The sequence below is a fragment of the Pseudomonas sp. VS40 genome, from assembly GCF_018587885.1.
Lineage (GTDB): Bacteria > Pseudomonadota > Gammaproteobacteria > Pseudomonadales > Pseudomonadaceae > Aquipseudomonas > Aquipseudomonas pergaminensis.
Genome location: NZ_JAGYWD010000007.1, coordinates 309,679 through 330,013, shown reverse-complemented (window position 1 = coordinate 330,013; position 20,335 = coordinate 309,679). Strand labels below are relative to the sequence as shown.

At 62.5% G+C, this 20,335-nt stretch carries 19 protein-coding genes; 11 read left to right on the top strand and 8 right to left on the bottom strand.

Annotation, left to right across the window (positions count from 1 at the left end):
* Positions 1-270 precede the first annotated feature (270 nt).
* From cpaB to KHP07_RS22180, 8 genes are read left to right on the top strand one after another with little or no spacing between them, the layout of a single operon-like run.
* Positions 271-1,218, top strand: a complete 948-nt coding sequence (cpaB, locus tag KHP07_RS22215) for a Flp pilus assembly protein CpaB (protein WP_214498027.1) — start codon at positions 271-273, stop codon at positions 1,216-1,218.
* Positions 1,219-1,237: 19 nt separating this feature from the next.
* Positions 1,238-2,455, top strand: a complete 1,218-nt coding sequence (locus KHP07_RS22210; RefSeq protein ID WP_078046700.1) for a type II and III secretion system protein family protein — start codon at positions 1,238-1,240, stop codon at positions 2,453-2,455.
* Complete coding sequence (locus KHP07_RS22205) at positions 2,452-3,645, top strand: CpaE/TadZ family protein (RefSeq protein WP_078046699.1); 1,194 nt, start codon at positions 2,452-2,454, stop codon at positions 3,643-3,645. Before KHP07_RS22210 ends, KHP07_RS22205 begins: the two co-directional genes overlap by 4 nt.
* Positions 3,642-4,913, top strand: a complete 1,272-nt coding sequence (locus KHP07_RS22200) for a TadA family conjugal transfer-associated ATPase (RefSeq protein WP_078046698.1) — start codon at positions 3,642-3,644, stop codon at positions 4,911-4,913. The genes KHP07_RS22205 and KHP07_RS22200 overlap by 4 nt, the downstream gene beginning before the upstream one ends.
* Positions 4,914-4,923: 10 nt before the next feature.
* Complete coding sequence (locus tag KHP07_RS22195; RefSeq protein WP_078046697.1) at positions 4,924-5,805, top strand: type II secretion system F family protein; 882 nt, start codon at positions 4,924-4,926, stop codon at positions 5,803-5,805.
* A gap of 1 nt (position 5,806) precedes the next feature.
* A complete protein-coding gene (locus KHP07_RS22190; RefSeq protein ID WP_099493363.1) occupies positions 5,807-6,694 on the top strand; it encodes a type II secretion system F family protein in 888 nt (295 codons plus the stop codon).
* A 10-nt stretch (positions 6,695-6,704) separates the two neighbouring features.
* Positions 6,705-7,421 carry a tetratricopeptide repeat protein gene (locus tag KHP07_RS22185; RefSeq protein WP_078046695.1) on the top strand — a complete coding sequence of 239 codons (717 nt, stop codon included), beginning with the start codon at positions 6,705-6,707 and terminating at the stop codon, positions 7,419-7,421.
* 3 nt (positions 7,422-7,424) lie between these two features.
* Positions 7,425-7,694, top strand: a complete 270-nt coding sequence (locus KHP07_RS22180; RefSeq protein ID WP_099493364.1) for a DUF3613 domain-containing protein — start codon at positions 7,425-7,427, stop codon at positions 7,692-7,694.
* An 11-nt stretch (positions 7,695-7,705) separates the two neighbouring features.
* Here KHP07_RS22180 and KHP07_RS22175 read toward each other — a convergent pair whose 3' ends face one another.
* Both KHP07_RS22175 and KHP07_RS22170 read right to left on the bottom strand, forming a co-directional pair.
* Positions 7,706-8,494, bottom strand: coding sequence for a response regulator transcription factor (locus KHP07_RS22175; RefSeq protein ID WP_100491579.1), 789 nt, complete (start codon positions 8,492-8,494; stop codon positions 7,706-7,708).
* 126 nt (positions 8,495-8,620) lie between these two features.
* Positions 8,621-9,070, bottom strand: coding sequence for a prepilin peptidase (locus KHP07_RS22170; RefSeq protein ID WP_099493366.1), 450 nt, complete (start codon positions 9,068-9,070; stop codon positions 8,621-8,623).
* Positions 9,071-9,142: 72 nt separating this feature from the next.
* On the opposite strand from KHP07_RS22170, the gene KHP07_RS22165 reads away from it, so the two are divergent.
* Together KHP07_RS22165 and KHP07_RS22160 are read left to right on the top strand one after the other, a co-directional pair.
* Entirely contained in the window at positions 9,143-9,586 is a 444-nt protein-coding gene (locus tag KHP07_RS22165; protein ID WP_214498026.1) for a TadE/TadG family type IV pilus assembly protein, read from the top strand.
* A complete protein-coding gene (locus KHP07_RS22160; RefSeq protein ID WP_214498025.1) occupies positions 9,583-12,309 on the top strand; it encodes a PAS domain-containing sensor histidine kinase in 2,727 nt (908 codons plus the stop codon). The genes KHP07_RS22165 and KHP07_RS22160 overlap by 4 nt, the downstream gene beginning before the upstream one ends.
* On the opposite strand, the gene KHP07_RS22155 is transcribed toward KHP07_RS22160, so the two are convergent.
* From KHP07_RS22155 to pbpC, 6 genes are all read right to left on the bottom strand, one after another.
* Positions 12,306-14,264, bottom strand: coding sequence for a pilus assembly protein TadG-related protein (locus tag KHP07_RS22155; protein WP_214498024.1), 1,959 nt, complete (start codon positions 14,262-14,264; stop codon positions 12,306-12,308). The genes KHP07_RS22160 and KHP07_RS22155 overlap by 4 nt on opposite strands.
* Positions 14,265-14,961: 697 nt before the next feature.
* The gene (locus tag KHP07_RS22150; RefSeq protein WP_078046688.1) at positions 14,962-15,519 is read right to left on the bottom strand and encodes a DUF4136 domain-containing protein; all 558 of its coding nucleotides are present in this window, start codon (positions 15,517-15,519) and stop codon (positions 14,962-14,964) included.
* Positions 15,520-15,564: 45 nt separating this feature from the next.
* A complete protein-coding gene (locus KHP07_RS22145; protein WP_078046687.1) occupies positions 15,565-16,167 on the bottom strand; it encodes a DUF4136 domain-containing protein in 603 nt (200 codons plus the stop codon).
* Positions 16,168-16,191: 24 nt separating this feature from the next.
* Positions 16,192-16,941, bottom strand: a complete 750-nt coding sequence (locus KHP07_RS22140; protein ID WP_214498023.1) for a methyltransferase — start codon at positions 16,939-16,941, stop codon at positions 16,192-16,194.
* Complete coding sequence (locus KHP07_RS22135) at positions 16,934-17,242, bottom strand: MazG-like family protein (protein WP_025857622.1); 309 nt, start codon at positions 17,240-17,242, stop codon at positions 16,934-16,936. The genes KHP07_RS22140 and KHP07_RS22135 overlap by 8 nt, the downstream gene beginning before the upstream one ends.
* A 141-nt stretch (positions 17,243-17,383) precedes the next feature.
* Positions 17,384-19,696: a peptidoglycan glycosyltransferase PbpC gene (gene pbpC, locus KHP07_RS22130; RefSeq protein WP_078046685.1), complete on the bottom strand. Its 2,313-nt coding sequence runs from the start codon at positions 19,694-19,696 to the stop codon at positions 17,384-17,386.
* A gap of 218 nt (positions 19,697-19,914) precedes the next feature.
* Here pbpC and KHP07_RS22125 point away from each other — a divergent pair, with 218 nt between their 5' ends.
* A complete protein-coding gene (locus KHP07_RS22125) occupies positions 19,915-20,208 on the top strand; it encodes a hypothetical protein (protein ID WP_078046684.1) in 294 nt (97 codons plus the stop codon).
* Positions 20,209-20,335: the final 127 nt, after the last annotated feature.

Sequence of the window (20,335 nt, the reverse complement as noted above, 5' to 3'; positions counted from 1 at the left end):
GTGCCATTAGAGCATTGTCAACAAACCTCGGCCTCACAACTGTAATAACGGATTAATCACAAAGTATTAGTCACAACGTTGACGCCATAAACCTGCACGCCAAGCCGCTGCTTCTATAGTTCAGATAAATTTTTCCTACGGTAATGGCATTTCGTCCTAGCTGAGCTACCTTCAAATAGCCAAATCGTTAGATGTTCATCACAGCCAGGTTGCGAATTAACCCGTTTGGATTAAGCGGGCGCGCAGTGCAACGGGATAGGGAGAGCCGTCATGAACAGTCGTATCAGCATGGTCCTGGCCGGCTTGTTGCTGATCGGGGCGTTGATCGCCGGGTATTGGGGACTGGTCTTGAGCCGCACACCGGAGCCTGTCGCCGCCCCAGCTGCACCTGTCGTTTCCGTTGCAAACACCGTCGCTGCCGCCGAAGACCAGACCCGCCAACCGGTGGTGGTGCTGGTGCATGATGTGCCGGCTTTTATTCCGCTGACCGCCGCCGACCTGACGGTGGAAAAACTACGCACCGTGCCCGCTGGCAGCCTCACTCAGCTCGACCAGGCCATCGGCCGCACGCCACTGCGCGCCCTCGGCGCCGGCACCTGGCTCACCGAAGAAAGCTTTAACAGCGGCGGCCCCCTCGCACGCATGATTCGCCCCAACGAACGCGCCCTGGCAGTGGCCGTGGACGAGGTGATCGGCGCCGGCGGCCAACTGAGCCCAGGCGATTACGTGGACGTACTGTTGTTCTTGCGCCAGGACACCAGCAACGCCGAGCAATCGGCCCAGATCGTCCTTCCCGCCATGCGCCTGCTCAGCGTGGGCGACCAATTGGGCCTGGCCAACGATGGCACACCCGCCGTCCCGCCGCCGGCCACCGCCGAAGAGCGCGCCCAGGCCGCCCAACGCCGGGCAGGCGCGCGCACTGTGGTGCTGGCGGTGCCGGAGCCTCTGTTAAGTCGCCTGATGCTCGCGGCACAAGCCGGGATATTGCGCCTGGCCGTCCGCAGCGCCGAAGAGCAACTGCTCAGCCGCTATTGGGCCGGTGAAAACGAATCGCCGGACAAACTGGAAAGTGCCAACCGCGACCTCTACCAATTCACGCAACTGGCCCTGACCGGCCCGCCCAAACGCGTCGCCGCAGCCGCGGCCGGCGGTGAGCCTGGCGTGCGCCGTGGCATTGAAGTGATTCGCGGCGCCCAGGCGGCGCCACAAACTCCGTGATCGAGCAAGGATGCTTTGAATGAGCCATCGCTACGCCCCCATGTTCACGCAACTGGCCTGCGCCCTGATGCTGTCGAGCCTGCCGGTCGGCATGGCTCTGGCCGCGCCGGGCAATTGCAGCGCCTTGGGCCAGTTGCCCGCCGTGGTCGAAGTGGGAGAAGGCCTGCAACAGGAGCTGCAATCACCGGTAGCCATTACGCGCCTGGCCATCGGCGATCCGAAAATCGCCGATGTGCGGGTGAACGGCGACCGACATTTCCTGCTGACCGGTGTCTCGTCCGGCGCCACCAGCCTGATGGTGTGGACCGCCTGCGCCAGCGCGCCGCGCCAGAGCATGGTGTTCGTCAAGGGCAAGGCCACCTCGGCATTGACCAGCCTGTCACTGTCGCCGTCGGAAGACCCGTTGCTGCCCAGCCAGGTGCAGACCGATATCCGCTTTGTGGAAGTCAGCCGCACCAAGCTCAAGGAAGCAAGCACGCGGTTCCTGGGCACGGGCACGAATTTTTTCCTCGGCAGCCCCAACCTGCTGTCCCCCTCGGAAGGCGTGTTCAAACTGCCGGTGAGCGCTGACAGTTTCAACATCGGCTTTGGCGGTGGCCGGGTAAAAGCCATGATCAATGCCTTGGAACGCAGCGGCTTTGCCTACACCCTGGCGCGCCCGAGCCTGGTGGCCATGAGCGGCCAGAGCGCTTCCTTCCTGGCCGGCGGCGAGGTGCCGGTGCCGGTCCCTAGCGCCGGCAGCGACACCATCTCCATCGAGTACAAGGAGTTCGGCATCCGCCTGACCCTGACCCCCACGGTGATCGACCGCAACCGCATCACCCTCAAGGTGGCGCCGGAAGTCAGCGAGCTGGACTACAGCAATGCGGTGCAGATCCAAGGCATCCAGGTGCCGGCGCTGACCGTGCGCCGCACCGACACCAGCGTGTCCCTGGCCGATGGCGAGAGTTTTGTGATCAGCGGCCTGATCAGCACCAATAACCGCTCCACCATCAGCAAGTTTCCAGGGCTGGGCGATATCCCGATCCTCGGCGCGTTTTTCCGCGACTCCAATATCAGCCGCGAAGAAAAGGAACTGCTGATGATCGTCACGCCGCACCTGGTGCAGCCGCTGGCCGCCAACGCCCAATTGCCCTCCTTGCCCGGCGAAAAACTGCGCACCTACGACCCGAACTGGTACCGGCTGTTCTTCCTGGAAAACGGTAATTTCGACCGTCGCAGTGGACTTTCCCAATGAGCGATAGCCTGAGTCAGACCTTCCTCGCCATCACCCGCAACGCCACTGACCTTGAGTGGCTGCAGGGTGCCCTGGCGCCCCTGGGCCAAGTCGTGAGCGCCGGCACCGGCAGCCTGGACGAGCTGCTGGCGCTGGTGGACGTGACCTTTGCCAACCTGGTGTTTGTCGGCCTGGACCGTGAAAACGTAGTGGCCCAGAGCGCGCTGATCGAAGGTGCCCTGGAAGCCAAGCCGATGCTCGCGGTAGTTGCCCTCGGCGATGGCATGGACAACCAACTGGTACTCAACGCCATGCGGGCCGGCGCCCGCGATTTCGTCGCCTACGGCTCACGCTCCAGCGAAGTGGCCGGCCTGGTGCGACGCCTCAGCAAGCGCCTGCCGACCGTCACGCCCAATACACAGCTGGGCGGCCTGACCGTGTTATTTGGCACCCAGAGCAACGCCGATGGGGCGATGCTGGCCACCCACCTGGCGCTGGTGGTGCAAAAAAGCGGGCAGCAGACCCTGCTTCTCGACCTGGGCCTGCCGCGCAGCGATAGCCTGGCCTTGCTGGGCCTGGAGAGCACGTTCAATTTCGGCGATGCATTGCGACACTTGCGCCGTCTCGACACCACCTTGATCAACAGTGCCTTCACCACCGCCCTCGATGGCCTGCGCATCCTGGCGTACGCCACCGGTGACGAACCGCTCAAACTCACCAGTGCCGCCGAGCTGTTCATGTTGCTCAGTGCGCTGCGCCAGCACTTCCAGCACATTGTCGTGAACATTACCGGGCAACCGGACAGCGAAGCTCTGCGCACCTTTGTCAGCCACTGCGACAAGCTGCTGTGGTGCACTGACCAAAGCGTACTGGACTGCCGCCGCAACCTCGCGGTGATCAACCGCTGGCGCGAAAAAGGCATGAAGCTCGATCACGCCAAGCTGGTGGTGGACCGCTACATCAAGGCCTGTGCGCCGGACACCGAAGCCCTGGAAAAAAGCTTCGGCCTCGAATGCGTCGCCGTACTCCCCCTCGCTGCCGAGCTGCGCCTGAATGTGAAAAACCAGGGCCAGACCCTGTTCGCCCTGGCCCCACGTGAACCTTTGACCCAAGCTGTGCGCACCTTGGGCGAGCGCCTGGCAAAACGCTCCGAGGGCCTTGCGAAACCCTCAATGCGCTGGTTTGAACGCTTCCTGGGGTCCGGACGATGAACGGCGAAAAATTATTTGGCGGCCCGGCCCGAAGCGCCGGGGGCAACAGCGATCACGATGGCCTGAAACTGGTGCTGCATCGCTACATCATCGACGCCATCGAAGAGTCGGGCAAGAACCTGCTCGAAGGCACGCGCCAGTCCCTGGCGCAGTTTGTCATCGACAAGGTTTCCGAATACATCACGCGTATGCGCCTGGCGATCTCGCGCTATGAAATGGAGCGCCTGGCCGAAGAGATCGTCGACGAACTCACCGGCTTCGGCCCACTGGAAGTGCTGCTGCGCGACCCCTCGGTGACCGAGATCCTGGTCAACGGGCCGCACCGGGTGTTTATCGAACGCGACGGCCTGCTGCACCAGAGCGACCTGCGCTTTATCGACGACCACCACGTGGAGCGCGTGATGCAACGCATCCTCGCGCCACTGGGTCGGCGCCTCGATGAATCCTCGCCGATGGTGGATGCGCGCCTGCCCGACGGCAGCCGGGTCAACGCGATCATCCCGCCGATTGCCCTGGACGGGCCATGCCTGTCGATTCGGAAATTTCGCAAGGACATGCTCAAGAGCAGCGACCTGGTCGCCATGCAGACCATCGACCAAAGCATTTTCGAATTCTTCCAGGAGGCCGTGGGCAAGCGCTGCAACATCCTCATCAGCGGCGGGACCGGCACCGGCAAAACCACGCTGCTGAACATTCTCAGCCAGCTGATCAACCCCCACGAGCGCCTGGTCACCATTGAAGACGTGGCCGAACTGCAATTGGGCCACCCCCATGTGGTGCGCCTGGAAACCCGCCCGCCAAACGCCGAAGGCCATGGAGAAGTACGCTCCAGCGACCTGATCCGCAACGCCCTGCGGATGCGCCCGGACCGCATCATCCTCGGGGAGATCCGTGGCGTGGAAGTGCTCGACGTGATGACCGCCATGAACACCGGCCACGACGGTTCCATGAGCACCGTGCACGCCAACAATGCCCAGGATGCCTTGCTGCGCCTGGAAACCCTGGTGGGCCTGACCGGCCGAGTGGTCGCGGAAAAAACCCTGCGCCAGATGATCTGCGCTGCACTGGACGTGATCATCCAACTGACGCGCATGCCCGATGGCCGCCGCTGTGTGAGCGAGGTGGTGGAAGTGGTCGGCGTACGCGAAGACGTGTATGTCACCAACACCCTGTTCCGCCTGGACCGGCGCACCGGCATCGGGTTCCTGCGCGAAGCCATCAACCCGGCCGGCGACAAACTGCGCCGTGAATCGGCGTTGCAGTCGTAGGGGGCGCTTGATGACCGGACCGATATTGCTGCTTGTCTGCCTGCTGCTGATCGGCCTGTCGTTCTGGCAGTTTCACCACGGCCTGCGCAAGGCCCAGACGGACCGCGTGCTGGAACGCCTCGGCGACGGCCAGCCCGACATTCAGGAAACCGCGACCAAATGGACCGGGCTTGAGCGCATGTTCGCGCGCGCCGGGCTGGGCAAGCCCACCGATCGCCTGGGCCTATGGCTGAGCGGTTGGGTGATCGGCGCATTGCTCGGTTGGCTGTTCGCCGACGGGCTGGGCCTGATCGCAATGATCCTGGGGCCGCCACTGGCACTGCGCGTCTACATCAGTTGGCGTTATCAACAGCGCGTGCAACGCATGGTCGAACAGCTGCCGCAGTTGCTCGACCACAGCGTTCGCAGCCTCAAGTCCGGCAGAACCTTGGCCGATGCTGTGCTGGGCGGCGTCGAAAGCATTGAAAACCCACTCAAGGACGCCATGGGCCGGGTGCAGCGCAACGTGCGCATGGGGGTCAGCCTGCCGGACTCCGTCAGTGACTTCGCCGAGTTCTACGAACAGGACGAGTTCCGTCTGTTCGCCCTGGGGCTGAAGGTCAACCATCGCTACGGCGGCAACGCCAGCGAGCTGCTGGAAAACCTGATCAAGATGATTCGCGAGCGCGAACAAGGTGCCCGCCAACTCAAGGCCATGACCGGCGAAACGCGCATGACCGCCTATGTATTGGGTGGGTTGCCGGTACTGATCGTGGGCTATTTCATCATGGTCAACCCGGACTATTTGATGACCATGTGGAACGACGGCACCGGACGCATCATGCTGTTCAGCGCACTGGCCATGGACATCTGCGGCACCCTGATCATGTGGCGCATGCTGAGGAGTGTCTGAGATGGCCCTTCTCGCCAGCGCCTTGTTGCTGCTCGCCGCCCTGGTACTGGTGGCCGGCCAATTGCTGGAGCATCGCCGGCGCGATCGCCGGGTCGCTGATCGACTGCAAGGGCGGATGGGCGGCGATGCCCGGCTCGGTACGCTGATGCGCCAGCTCGGCGGGAGCACCCTGGCCCAGCGCTCGGTCAGCCTGGACCAGGAGACCCAGGTGTTGCTCAACCGAGTCGGGTGGCGCAAGGCCAACCAGCGCTCGCTGTTTGCTGCCTTCCAGATCGGTTTGCCCATCGTGCTTCTGGGCCTGACCCTCTTGGGCCAGCAAATTCTATTTCCCCATGCGGACCCTGCATGGATCGCCCCGCTATTTGCCTTGGGGATTGGCTACCTGTTGCCCAAGCGTGTGCTGGCTGCGGCTGCCAAACATCGCCAGCAAGCCATCGCCAAGGAAGTCTCAACGTTTATTCCGTTGCTGCGCATCCTGTTTGAGTCGGGCATGGCGGTTGAACAGTCTTTACGGGTGCTGGGCAACGAAGCCCAGCGTTTGCTTCCCCACCTCACGCACGAATTGCGCCTGATCCTGGCGCGGGTCGATTCCGGGCTGGAGTTGGGTGAGGAACTGGGCAAGACCGCGCGCGTGCTGGAAGTGGATGAGTTCACCGACACCTGCATCATCCTCCAGCAACTGATCCAGCAAGGCGGCGGCGCGATGAAGTCGCTGCTGGCGCTCAAGCAATTGCTCGACGACCGACGCCTGACCCGCTTGCAGGAATACATCTCGAAGATGTCGGCAAAAATGTCAGTGGTGATGATGGTGTTTCTGTTCCCAGCTTTGCTGATCGTGCTCGGCGGCCCGGCCTTTATCGGCATCGCGCGCGCGTTGAGTCACTTTTAAGGAGTCGTTGATGAAAGTACTGATTGCCGGCCTGGCCTTGCTGATGCTCGGCGGCTGCGCCACCGATGGCCAATCACCCTGGTCGGCATTGACCTCATCCGGTAGTTGCGCCAAGCCGAGTTCCGAGCAGGAGCTGGCGCTCAACCTGTCCGATGACCTGGCCAACGAAGGCAAGCTGCACGCCAGCCTGGCCAATCTGCAAAATATGCCCGACGCCCTGCCTCAGGTGCGCCAGCGCAAGGCCCGTAACTACCGACTGCTCGGGCGCAGCGAGGCCGAGCCGTTGTACCGCAGCCTGCTCGGTACTTGCATGGACGCCGAAGGCGAGCACGGTCTGGGGCAATTGGCGGCCGCCAGGGGCGACAACGCCCAGGCCATGGCGCATATGCAACGGGCCGCGCAACTGGCGCCCACCGACGAAAAAATCCGCAATGACCTGGGCGTGGTGTACCTCAACCAACTGCGCATGGCAGATGCGCGTTTTGAATTCATGACCGCCATCGAGCTCAAGCAAAGCGACCCGTTGGCCGCCGTCAACCTGGTGACTTTGCTGATCTATCAGGACGACTGGGGGCAAGCGGCAAAGGTGGTCAGCCAATTGGGCCTGAGCCCCGAACAAGTCACCGATGCCCAGGCCCGCGCGCAAAAACTCAAGGGCCCCAGCGCACCAGCACGCAAAGTCGTGGCGGTCAGCGATGCCATACGCTGGCTATCAAGTGAGGAGTGATCGATGAAAGCACATTACCTGATCGGCCTGGCGCTGCTTCCGCTGAGCGCTCTGGCCATTGAACCGGGCCCATCGTCCCCGCAACAGGCAGAGACGGAAAACTGGCTGGCCTTGCAGGTCGATGGGCGTGTCGCTTCACCCACGCCGCAAAGGACCACGCCCGCAGAACGGGAGAATGCCATGCAGCGTTGGCTGGACAGCAACAAGCACCCCATCCCGGAGTTTTTCGAGTCAGAGTCCGGTGGGTCGTCCAAGGGCGGGAAGAGCCAATAACACCCGAAGATTCAGTGTGCCGTCACCCGTTGGCGCATCGCCGAATTGTTCGGCGACAAGGCCAGTGCCAGTTGAGTGCGGTTATGCATATGGGTCAGGCGCAACACCTGCGACACGTAGAGCTTGACCGTGTTTTCGGTGATCCCCAGTTCACAGGCGATCTGGTAGTTGGTCTGGCCCTTGCCCACCAGGCGCGCCACATCCAGCTGGCGCGGTGACAGTTGGTTGAAAATGGTCGGGATTTCCAGCGGCCCGGTTTCTTCGGCGGCCAACTCGCCCTCATCCGCCAAGCCGGTACCTGGGCTGCGACGTACTTTGTCGAGGTCCTGATACAGGTCATTGATGGATTCGGAGAGGTATTGCAGCTTCTGGTTCAGGTGCCCCAGTTGCAGCTCTTTTTGCCGCTCTTCCAATGCCGCTTCCTGGCGTTGCAGGCCTTCGAGCAATTCATCGAGGTTGATCGGCTTCTGGTAGTAATCCGAGATCCCCGCGCGCAGGGCCTTGATCACGTCCTGTTTGTCGGCACGCCCGGTCAGCATGATCGCCTCAAATGCCCGCTGCTTGCCGGCCACTTTCTGCATGGCCTGCACCAGCTCGATGCCATCCATGTCCGGCATGTGCAGGTCGCACAGCACCAGGCCGATCTCGGCGTCTTCGCTGAAGCGCTGCAAGGCGTGTCGGCTGGACTCGCAAGGGACGCAGCGGTAGCCACTGCCTTCAAGAAATTCGCACAGCTCTTCCACGATCATCGGCTGATCGTCGACCACGAGCACTTTCACCGCCGAGGTAAGCTTGTTCACGCGCTACTCCATGCCTGGCAAGCCAAAAGATTGACCTATCCCTTTTGACGAAGAATCCTATACATCTACTCAATAAACGTAGACCTACTTTCCGACTATGTACATAGCGATAGAGGCCTTGTGCGACTAATGGATCCAAAACCAATACAGCGCAAACCCTGTCAATAAAAAGGGCGCATAAGGCTGCTTTGTTGACACTCCCGGAGGCGACACCTCTCGACGCGCGCTAAGCCTTTGACTGATAAGCACCCAGGCGCCCTGGAACACGGCAGCGCCGATCAATGACCACAGCAAAACGTCCAGCGAACTGGCCAGGGCCAGGGCGGCCAGCAGCTTCACATCCCCTGCGCCAAAGCGGCCCAGCGCATAGCCGGGCAAGGTCAGCAGCAGCGCCACGGCGAAGGCCCAGCCTCCCTCGCTGGCAGGCGCTCCCAGCCAGGTCAGGCCCATCCAGAGCAGGTAGATCAACGCCAGCAGTGCCCCACCCAGGGTCAAGCTGTTGGCGATTTGCCGTTGACGCATATCCTGCAACGCACAGAGCCCCAGCCAGAGCAGTATCACCACGCTTTGGATCACGTAAAAAACATCCCTTTTCGCTGAATGATTCTATGCTGATATCAGGTAGTAGCCGTCAGGGTAGACGCAGTCATGAAAACGGGCCTCCCCAAAAAGCAAAAAGGTGCTGCGGCGATTGAATTCGCCCTGGTCTTCGGGATCTTTTTCGCGGTGTTCTATGGGTTGGTCAGCTATAGCCTGCCACTGCTGATGATGCAGTCGTTCAACCAGGCGGCTGCCGAGGCCGTGCGCCAGGCCATGTCGGTGGACCCGGTGGCCGCAGGCACCAATTACGCCACGCAGGTAACCGCACGCGCCAAGGCCACGGCGATCACCCAGTTGAAGTGGATCCCGGCAAGCTTCCAGTTTTCCGACGATTTAGTCACCGCCACTTACAGCGGCACCACGCTGACCGTCACGATCAAATACCCGACCAGTCGCCTTCATTCCGTATTCCCGGCGCTGGTGTTGCCGGTTATCGGCACTGTGCCGAACTTGCCGGCCAACTTGTATGCCAGTTCGAGCCTGCAGTTTTGACCTCGGGGGATAAGCTCTTCGGGCGCCTGCTCGGCCGCACCAGCGCGCTGGCTCTCGACGCCCCCGGCACGCCGACGCCAGGGCTGCACGTGCAACTGGATGCCCAGGGCCACGTGCTAAGCATCGGCGGTACCCTGCGCCCACAGCTTGCGCCACACGGCGTGGGCGAACCCCGGCCGCTGTTGCGTGAACTGCTGTGTGCCAACAGCGCGCTGAGTATCGAAGGCAGCCCCGCCGAGTGGCAACACCAGAGCCTGGACCTGGATTTCCAGGGCGCTACCGGCCAGGTCCTGCACACCCGTGGCTGGGTCGAGCCGCAGGGCGATGGCTGGAACTTGCACCTGCAAGACGTTGGCGACTTGATCGCCGGCCAGCAACTGGCCCAACACCGCGAGCAAAACCATCAGCTGGCCTGCCAGATGAGCGAGCAATTGCGCGTGTGCAGCTTGGCGCGCCTGCCTGAGGTGTTCAATGAACAGCTGCGCAGCCTGGCCCAACGCTGGCGAATCCCTTGCGTCGCCCTGGCCTTGCTCGATGAGGACGACCAAGGCTGGCGCGTCTACAGCCACTACGCCGCCCATGATGCGCCCACCTTGTGGCAGACCGGCCAGCACCTGGGCACCAGCCTGGACAGTGCCAATGGCAACGCGCCGTTGAGCCTGGCCCTGGCGCGCAGCGACCACCCACGCCTGCACGGCATTTTCGGCACCACCGACGGTTTCCTGGTGCCCTACCGTGACAGCCAGGGCGTGGCCGCGTGGTTGCTCTGCGGCCTCTACAGCGGCGAGCGGCACACCAACGAGCGCGACTGGCTGAACCTCACCGCCGCCCTCGCCGCCCCGCTGCTGAGCCGCCTGCGCGAGCAGCGCTACCACCAGCAACTCGACCGCACGGAGGCTTTGCAAGGCCTGCTCGGCACCGGCTGGTGGGAACTGCTGCCGGCCACCCAGGAAGTCCAGCTCGCCCCGCAGTTGCTGCACAGCCTCAGCCTGGAAGACGGCCCTACCCGCCAGCCTCTGGCCCTGTGGCTGGAGCTGATCCACCCTGCCGACCGCCAGGCACTCAACAGCCGCCTGCACGACCTGCAAGCCCTGGGCAAACCGCTGCTGACCAGCGTGCGCCTGCAACGCACCGACGCCGAGCACAACCCGCTCTGGTATCGGGTACAGGGTCAAGTGCTGGGCGTGGGCGACAGCCGCCGCTGGATCGGCTTCATGCTCGACATCAGCGACATCAAGAACCAGCAACTGCAAGCCGCCGCCGCCCATGCGCGCCTGGATAACCTGATCGCCAGCTCACCGGCGGTGATCTATGTGCAGCGCTACGTCAACGGCGCCCTGCACCCGGCGTTCTTCAGTGACAGCTTGCTGCCGCTGCTGGGCTGGACGTTGGCCGACTGCAACCACGACAGCCTGGCGTCATTGATCCACCCCGACGACCGCGAGCTGTACTTTGAGCGCAGCCGTCAATTGCTGCGCGAAGGCAGCGTCCGCAGCCGCTACCGCCTGCGTGACAAACAGGGCAACTACCACTGGTTGCTGGATGAGGCCAAGTTGCTGCGCGACGACCTCGGCCTGCCGGTGGAAGCCGTCGGCCTGTGGCTGGATGTCACCGACGCGACCCTGGCCGCCGAACAGATCAAGCACAGCGAAGAGCGCTACCGCATCCTGGTCGAAGACTCCCCGGCGATGATCTGCCGCTATCGTCCGGACCTGACCCTGACGTTTGGCAACACGCCGTTGGCCAATTACCTGGAGTGTCTGCCGGCGCAATTGCCGGGCTTGAACCTGGGCCATTGGTTGTCGGAGGAACAACGCCAGGCCTTTGTGCAGCGCATCGGCCAGTTGACCCCGGAATTCCCGGTGAGCACCGCCGAGATCAGCCTGGAGTTGCCGGGACGCGAACATGCCTGGTGGGTGTGGTCGGACCGTGGCGTGTTTGACGAACAGGGCGCGCTGGTGGAAGTGCAGGCCGTCGGCCGCGACAACACCGAGGTGCGCCGCTCCCAGCAGCAACTGACCCAGAGCGCCAAGATGGCCACCCTGGGCGAAATGGCCACCGGCCTGGCCCATGAGATCAACCAGCCGCTGAACGTGATGCGCATGGCCATCGTCAATGTACTCAAGCGCCTGGGCAACGGCGATGCGCAGATCGACTACCTCACCGAAAAGCTCCAGCGCATCGACACCCAGGTGCAGCGCGCAGCACGGGTGGTGGACCATATGCGCGTGTTCGGCCGCCGCTCGGAAATAGAACAGCAGCCCTTCGACCCGTCGCAGGCGGTGGAAGGCACGCTGTCGCTGCTCGGCGAAGGCCTGCGCGGCAAGGGCGTGGAAGTGCGCGTAACACCGGCGGACTTTACCGTGCAGGTCAAAGGTCACGTCGACCAGCTTGAGCAGGTGCTGATCAATCTGATGGTGAATGCCCGTGATGCGTTGTTGAGCCAGCGCGAAAAAGATCCTGGGTTCCGTCCCTGGATTGCGGTGCATTGCGAGCATGACAGCCGCCATGTGCGGATCTGGGTAGAAGACAACGGTGGCGGCATTGACCCACGGTTGCTGGAGCGGATTTTCGAACCGTTCTTTACCACCAAACCGATTGGCGTAGGCACCGGGCTCGGGTTGTCGGTGAGCTACGGCATTGTAGAAAACATGGGCGGACGCTTGAGCGTTGCCAATGGTGAGCAAGGCGCGAGGTTTTGCGTGGAGTTGCCGGTGGTTTAGATCACCAGGTAGGCACGCCCCATGTGGCAGGTGAGGTTGGCGCCAACTTCAGCGTTGCCGAGGCTGATGCCCAGGGCCGAAAGCAAGGTGTTGACGATAGGGTCGAGTATCGGCGCCAGTACGTTCTGGACAAGGTTGACCACCGAACTGACGATGGTTGCCAGAGCACTGGTAACAGTACCGTTCGCCGGGCCGGGCGTGCTGCCGGTGGGCGGTACGTAAGTGACCTGCAGGCCGTTCAAGGTATCTCCCAGGCTATGAATGATATCGGCGGTGCCTGGCGGGCTTTTGTAAGTCGGCGTCGTGTTCATTTCGGCCACGGGCAAGAACAGCATCGAGTTGGTTTGCGCGCCCACGGTCGTCAGCGCCTTCAGATTCAATCCTCCGCCCACGCCCGCTGTGCGCGGACCGCATAGCAGCGTCAATACAATGCAATAGCGCTGGCCAAAATCGATCAGCCTGACCGGCTGCACGGTGACGGGGCCCGATGAAGAAAATGCCGCAACCGGATCAACATAGCCCACGCCCAGGGTGGCCAATGAAGTGGTGGACTTGACCGTCAGCGACTTGGTGGCAGGCGTGGCAGGCGTGGCACAGTTGTAGTCCGTGACATAGCTTTGCGCACTGGCTGCCTCGATATAAATGGACAGTGTTTGGGTGATATCAACATCCGCGACATTACACGCCACCAGGCACAAGACGCCGCCCACCACTGCCGGCAGGTTCAAGTTCAACAGGCCGCCGACCACCTTCGACACAGGCGTGCCCAGGCCGGAAAGGATCGATGAAACCCCTGAAACCACCTTGATGATCGGCGCATCAATGGTGACCAATGTGCGTACTTGGGCGGTGCGTACGAAAATCTGATCGGTCTGCGGATTATTCAAAAGCCCGGCCTTGGCCTTTGCCGGATTACCAATCGCCGACAGTTGCGGTGCCTCAATGACTTTGGTCTGGATCGAGACGTTGCCCACCAGCGGGATGTTCACCTGGGCTGCCGCGCTCACCGCGCTCTTGCTATTGGACAGTTGCGCCACCGTCTCCAGCAACTGAAACAACTGCACAGTGGTATTCAAGGCTGCGGAGGGTGTTCCGCTGGCAATTTTGAGCAGATCCCCCACTTTCAAAAGCTGGGTATTGGGGGCGATGGCTTTCAGTGAGATCACGTCGTTAATGATCGCCGTGGCCACCGATCCGTTTTTCTGCAGCACCTTGACTGCGGCGTCGATCAACTGGCTTGCGGAGACAGCCGTGTTGAGCAACGCCTCGTAGTCGCCCGCCGTCACATTCAATTGAATCGCCAACTGATCCAGGTAGCTGAGCAGGTTCACATTCGTGGTCAGCAACCCATTCCAACCCGCAGCGGTCAGCGACAGGCTGCCGCCCAACAGATTGCCGATGACCATGTTCAATAGCGGGGAATTGCTGGAATTCACCGATGCCAGGCTGCTGCGAATGGTCAACTGCGCCACCGGAGGCGCATACGCCGCCACGGCGGTGGCACTCAAGATCATCTGCGAGGAAACCGGCGCACCGCTGAACATGCTCCAGATACCACTGGCGATGCTGGTCGTTACACTGCGAGTGGCCACCACGCGCACGGCGTCATTCTTGGTGGCATCGACCGTAAACACGCGGATATTGCTGGCATTGGTCACCAGCGCACCGCAGGTCACCGCCAGGCCACGGCTGTTATCGCCGGCGACCACCGGAAACCCGTTACGCGTAGCGTTCTGTACGGCATAGTCGTTGGCGGTGGTGCTGGGGGTGCAAACGCCGCCACGGCCGGCAGCTTCGAGGGCCGAGGTGTCGGCGATGGACTGCAGCTTGCGTTTTTCCAGGTACAGGCGGCCACTGTCCACCGCCAACAGCATAAACACCATGGCCACCGCCAGGGTGCCTGCTGCCATCAAGCCAATCGCACCACGTTGCCTGGAACGAAGTCGGGGAGACATCAGGCACTCCTTAGCGCTTACTCTCCGTAGTTATTTGGAGTGTAGACAAGGGCTGGCCAGTCGCCACAAATCAATGCGGGCGCTGGCCTACCGGCGATGACGATAAATATCGACACGACGTTGTAACACCCACGACACCCCCCGTAACCACGATGCGAAGCGAGTCGCTGTTGATCTTGACCTTGACCTTGATCTTGACCCTGCTTTTGATCTTAGGCGCCCCGTCAAACACGCTGGCCGGAATTCGACAGGGATTTGGGGGGTAAACCGGCAGGGATGCCGGTTTAGCCGCCCCGCGCCATGGATGGCGCGTGGCGGCGGCCCCCCAAATACCTGGCGGATTACGGGCACACCGAGCCTAAGCGAGGTGCCGAGTGTTGGGGCAAGAGCGTTTTGCTTACTTTTGCGCTTTTCAAAAGTGAGCCGCCGTAAGGGCGGAACCAATACCAGCCGTTACCCAAATAACGGATATGTACCCGGTCAGATCCAACATCCTGGTCGGCTGGCAGGCCGCCTTCGCAGGCAAGCCAGCTCCCACATTTTTGGATCGCGGGGGGGACAGTTAGATTGTGGTCGGCTGTCAGGCCGCTTTCGCAGGCAAGCCAGCTCCCACATTTGGAGCGCGGGGCTGCAGTTAGAGAGCGGCCGGCTGTCAGGCCGCCTTCGCAGGCAAGCGAGCTCCTACAGGTCGAGCGAACTAGTGAGGGGGATAGCTGGAAAGGACACGAGTGACGGTGGTGCGAATGGCTTTGTCACGATCCTGAGGGTTGGGCGAGGTAGCCATCATTTGTTCATCGCTGCCGCGCCAGACGAGCTTGCCATCCTTGCCGTCAAGCAGGTCGATCTGGATGGTGGCGACTTTGTAGGTGATGTTGCGCGTTTCGTTGTACATCGGCGCGCCCCAATAGCCATTCCACGGCCCCCCCCAAGCGCCGCCATAGTTGGTGGTGACTTGCTGCTGACGGTCCTCGACAATCAGGTAGGCCTGAACATTCAGGTCAGCCTTGGTGCCGGACGTGGCCGGGCGCAGGCCGCGCTGGTCGAGTTGTTCACCCACGGCCTGCCGGATGCGCTGTTCAGTGAGGTCGCTCTTGATGCGCGGGTCATCGGGGCGATATTGCAGCGCCGGGTCCTTCCAGGCCCAACTGCGGTAGGCACCGAAATCCCGGCTGGCGTCAAAATCGTGGTTGACCTGGCTGGTCTGGCAACCGCCCAGCAGCACTACAACAGCAAGCGTAGCGATACGACGAAACATGGTTTTTCTCCAAAGAGCGACCCGCGCTTGAAATGAGAATAGCTGTTAACTGGGAGGATATGCCGTCATTGCCTTTTGCACCGCCTGGCGCAAGGCATCTCCCCGCTCGCTGAGGCTTCCCTGGCTGCCAGTTTCCGCGCTGGCACTCCACACCGGTTGACCGGTGCGGGCATCGAACAGGTTGACGCGAACCACCACGACCTGGACTTCATAGGTGCGCACGATCGGCACCGAGTTGTACATGCCGTAACCATTGCCATAGCGGTTGTAACCGCCATAGCCGTAGCCATAGTCATCCTGGACTTGCTTGAGGCGCTTCTCCAGGCGCACATCGGCGCTCACCAGCAGGTCTGCCGGGCGGTTGTCGTGCAGGGGACGCAGGCCGCGCTGGTCGAGGGCGCCGCTGACCGCTTCGGCAATTTGCGCCGAATCCGCCCAGGCCGTGCCCGCCGGCAGTTGGCCGTTACGCCAGGCCCAGTTGCGGTAAGCACCGTAGTCGCGCACCGGCGCCGGGTAGGCGCTGGCATCAAAGGTGTTGGCAGCCTGGGGAGGCGCCGGCGGGATCGGCGCCGAAGCGGCCACATAAGGGTTGGGGCTGGAACACGCGGCCAGCCCGAGGGACAACAGGATCAAACAGAGACGACGCATTTCGACCTCCGCAGACTGGGCCGCTTAAACCGGACGGCAGATCCAGTGCAAATAACGCCCAAGTCCGGCAAAGCTTGGGTGACGACGGTGAGCGAGTTCCATCTCCAAAAGGTCCTGCAAATCCGCGCGCGCCTGGAATTCCACTGGCATGTAGTCATGGAAAACCCGCACACCGCTTTGGCTTTCGACCTGCCAAAAGCCGTCGAGTTGCGCCGCCAATTCACGCGGGTCAAGGGGTTGTTGCGGCGTGAGGCTCTGCTTTTCGCCGGCCATGTCGTTCTTGCGCATTTTGCGGAAGTGGCCCTTGAGCAGGTTGCGGTAAATCAGCGCATCGCGGTTGTAGAACGCCAACGACAACCAGCCGCCGGGCACCGTGAGCTGGTGCAGCACCGGCAGGATCGCATGGGGCTCGGCCAGCCATTCCAGCACCGCGTGGCACAACACCAGGTCGTAGGGCTCGGTGAGCTGGCCCAACAGGTCTTGCCAGGGCGCATGGATAAAGGTGGCGGTCTGCCCTGCGTCAGCAAAGCGTTGGCGTGCACCTTCGAGCATCGGCTCGGCAGGTTCGGCCAGGGTGACATCGTGGCCCTGCTCGGCCAACCACAGCGACATATGGCCCAGGCCCGCGCCGATATCCAGCACACGCAACGGGCGCTTGGGCAGGGCCTCGGTCAGGTCGGCCTGGAGCACCGCCAAGCGTATGGCACCTTTGGCGCCCCCGTAGATCTTTTCGGCGAAGCGCGTGGCGAGCTGGTCGAAATGGCGGTCACTCATGGGCAAACCGCCGTTCGCTGTCGGCCAGTTTCGCGCGCACCACCTCGTTCATGTCCAGGCCCAGCTCGCTGCACAGCAACAGCAGGTACAGCACGATATCGCCGACTTCCTGCCCGGCATGGGCGAGTTTATCGGCAGGGAGCTGGCGCGATTGGTCTTCGGTCAGCCATTGGAAGATTTCCACCAGCTCGGCCATTTCCACGCTGGCGGCCATGGCCAGGTTTTTCGGGCTGTGGAATGGCTTCCAGTCGTTGTTATCGCGGATGCGGTGCAGGCGTTCGGTGAGGTGTTCGAGGTTCATGCGGGGGCTCCTGAAGGTGGATAGCTTCGGGGGGATTAGCCCTGAAGGCAAGTGAACCTTTAGGCCGCTATCGCCGGCAAGCCGGCTCCTACAGTTTGGAATGCGTTCCCTTGTAGGAGCCGGCTTGCCGGCGATGGCGATTCAATCGACGACGCTGAACTCAAGCCGGGCCGTTTGACCGGCTTCATCGAGGACGCTGAGCTGGTAGCGGCCCAGGCGCTCGAAACTGGCGTTGATAAAGTCTTGGTTGGCGCTGTCACCCAGCGGGGCACCGTTGAGAAACCACCAGCGCCGTCCACTGCCGCCCAATGCGGAGATTTTCAAACGCAGGGCCTGTTGGCTGGCGGCGGGCAGGCGCAGTTGGTCGCCTTCGCGCACACCCACGATCGACAAAGGTGAAGACGCGGCGAGCGCCGGTGGCGGGCATTCGGGGTCGGCTGCAGGGATACGCGCTTCGCGGCGCTCGGCCCTGGGCAGCCAGGGTTCCAGGGGCGCAGGCCACAGGGCGATGTTCTTGTGCTCGGCGCCAGGGCAATGGGCGTCGACCCGCAAGCCCTTGCCATTGACCCACACGCTTTCCATCAAGCCCACGCTCAAGGGTTGGTCCAGCGCCTGCAGGGTGGGCGGCGTGGTGTTATCCAGCGTCCAGGCGAAGCGCTGGCGACGGCAATTGGGGTCGCTGCGGCTCATGGGCTGGCCCAGCGGCCAACAGATCGCCGCCACGCCGACATTGGCCGGCACCGGTTTGACGGGTGCGCTGATACCGCGCTGGCTGTCGCGGTTGGTCAGCACGTCGTGCACCTGCAACATCAACGGCGCGGCCGAGGCGAGGCCGAACTGCCCCGGCACCGGCGTACCGTCCGGACGGCCGATCCATACGCCGATCAAATAGCGCGGCCCCACGCCAATCGCCCAGGCGTCCCGAAAGCCGTAGCTGGTGCCGGTCTTCCAGGCCAGCACCGGGCGTTGCACCAGCTCGGCACGCGGGTCGCGGTCCGGGCGTGCCTGGCCACTGAGGATACGCCGCACAATCCAGGCGGCCCCTGGCGACAGCAAAGGCCGTTCTCTCAGCGTATCGTCCGGCTGTAATCGAAGGGTGGCACTCCTGCCGTCCCGGGCGAAGGCGCTGTAGCCGCTCACCAAGTCTTCGAGGCGGCTGCCGGCGCCGCCCAGGATCAACGCCAGGTTCGGCTCGGCCAATGCCGGCAGTGCCAACGGCACGCCGCCGATGCGCATCTGGGCGGCGAACCGCTTCGGACCATAGGCTTCCAGCAATTGCACCGCCGGCAGGTTCAGCGAACTGGACAACGCCGTACTCGCCGGCACCGCACCGGTAAAGCCCATGGAGAAGTTGCCCGGCCGGTAATCGCCATAACGCCGGGGCACGTCCTGCAGCAGGGATTCGGAATGAATCAACCCATCATCCAGGGCCATGCCATAGAGGAAGGGTTTCAACGTGGAGCCCGGCGAACGCAGCGCGCTGATCATGTCCACATGGCCAAAGCGCTTGGTGTCGTTGATGTCCACCGAACCGAGGTAGGCACGCACGGCCATGGTTTCCTCTTCCACCACCAAAATGGCGGCGGAGGTGTGCTCCGGCAACCGTGCACGCCAACCCAGCAGCAGGTCTTCGAGGCGGCGTTGCAAGGTGGCATCCAGGGTGGTGCGGATCAGCGGGGGGCTGTCGGGGCGGTTCAGGCGGCGCGCGAGCAAAGGCGCCAGGCTCGGTTCCAGGCGCGGGGCGAGCAGCAGCGGTTCTTCCAGGGCTTCATCGACGGCGGCCTGCGGCCACACCTGGAACTCAGCGAGGCGGCGCAGCACTTTGTCGCGAGCTTGCTGGGCGCGTTGAGGATGGCGGTCCGGGCGCAAACGGCTCGGCGCCTGGGGCAACACCGCGAGCAAGGCGGCTTCGGCCTGGGTCAGCTGTGACGGCGATTTGCCCAAGTACGCCCAACTGGCGGCCGCCACGCCCTGCAACGTACCGCCAAACGGTGCGCGGTTCAGGTAGAGGTTGAGGATTTCTTCCTTGGACAGGTGCCATTCCAACTGCGCCGTGCGCCACAACTGGCGCAACTTGCCATGGAAGGTCCGCGAATGCGGATCCAACAGCCGCGCCACCTGCATCGACAACGTGCTGCCCCCCGACACCACCCGCGCACCCGTGAGGTTCTGCCACGTCGCCCGAACCAGTGCCAGCGGGTTTACGCCGGGGTGCTGATAGAACCAACGGTCCTCATAGGTCAGCAACGCGTCCAGGTAATAGGGCGATACCTCACGCGTCTGCACCGGATACCGCCACACCCCATTGGCATCGGCAAACCGCCACAACGGCGTGCCATCCTCAGCCAGCACCACCCGCGCCAAATCATCCTTGGGCAACGGCAACGGCCAAATCCGATCGGCCAGCCAAATCAGCGCAACCACCACCCCAACAACCCCTACACCCCAACGCAAAACCCGTAGGAGCCGGCTTGCCGGCGATCGTGACGACTCAGTTGGCACATTTGTCACAGGCACACCGCAATCGCCGGCAAGCCGGCTCCTACCCTGAACCCTGTACAATTAATGAAACCCATGTTTAAACCGGCAAACCTCTATGCTTATAGGGAACTAGCCCGTCGCAATAACAACCAAAAGCACAGATACGCCCACCTTCTCATCAGGACACACACATGCAGGTAGAAAGCTTTTTCGGATGGTTGGGCCAGGCGCTCGGTTCCATCATCCGTTTTATCGTCGACGGACTCAGCGGCCTGTTCGGTGCGCTGACCAATGCCGGTGGCAACTTCATCGATGGCCTGTCCCGTACATTGGGCATGGACACCTCGATTATCAGCATCATCACCCTGATCATCGGCCTGATGCTGCTGTACTCGGCCATACGCGCCTTCATGCGCGCGTCGATCATCATGGGCATCATCTGGCTACTGCTGGGCCTGTGGCTCCTGAGCTGGGTCGTCCACTAACCCAAAACCACCACACATCCCCTGCGGGAGCGGGCTTGCTCGCGAATCCGGTGGGTCAGTAATAGAGGCGCTAATTGACACTCCGTATTCGCGAGCAAGCCCGCTCCCACATTTGATCTCCACTTCA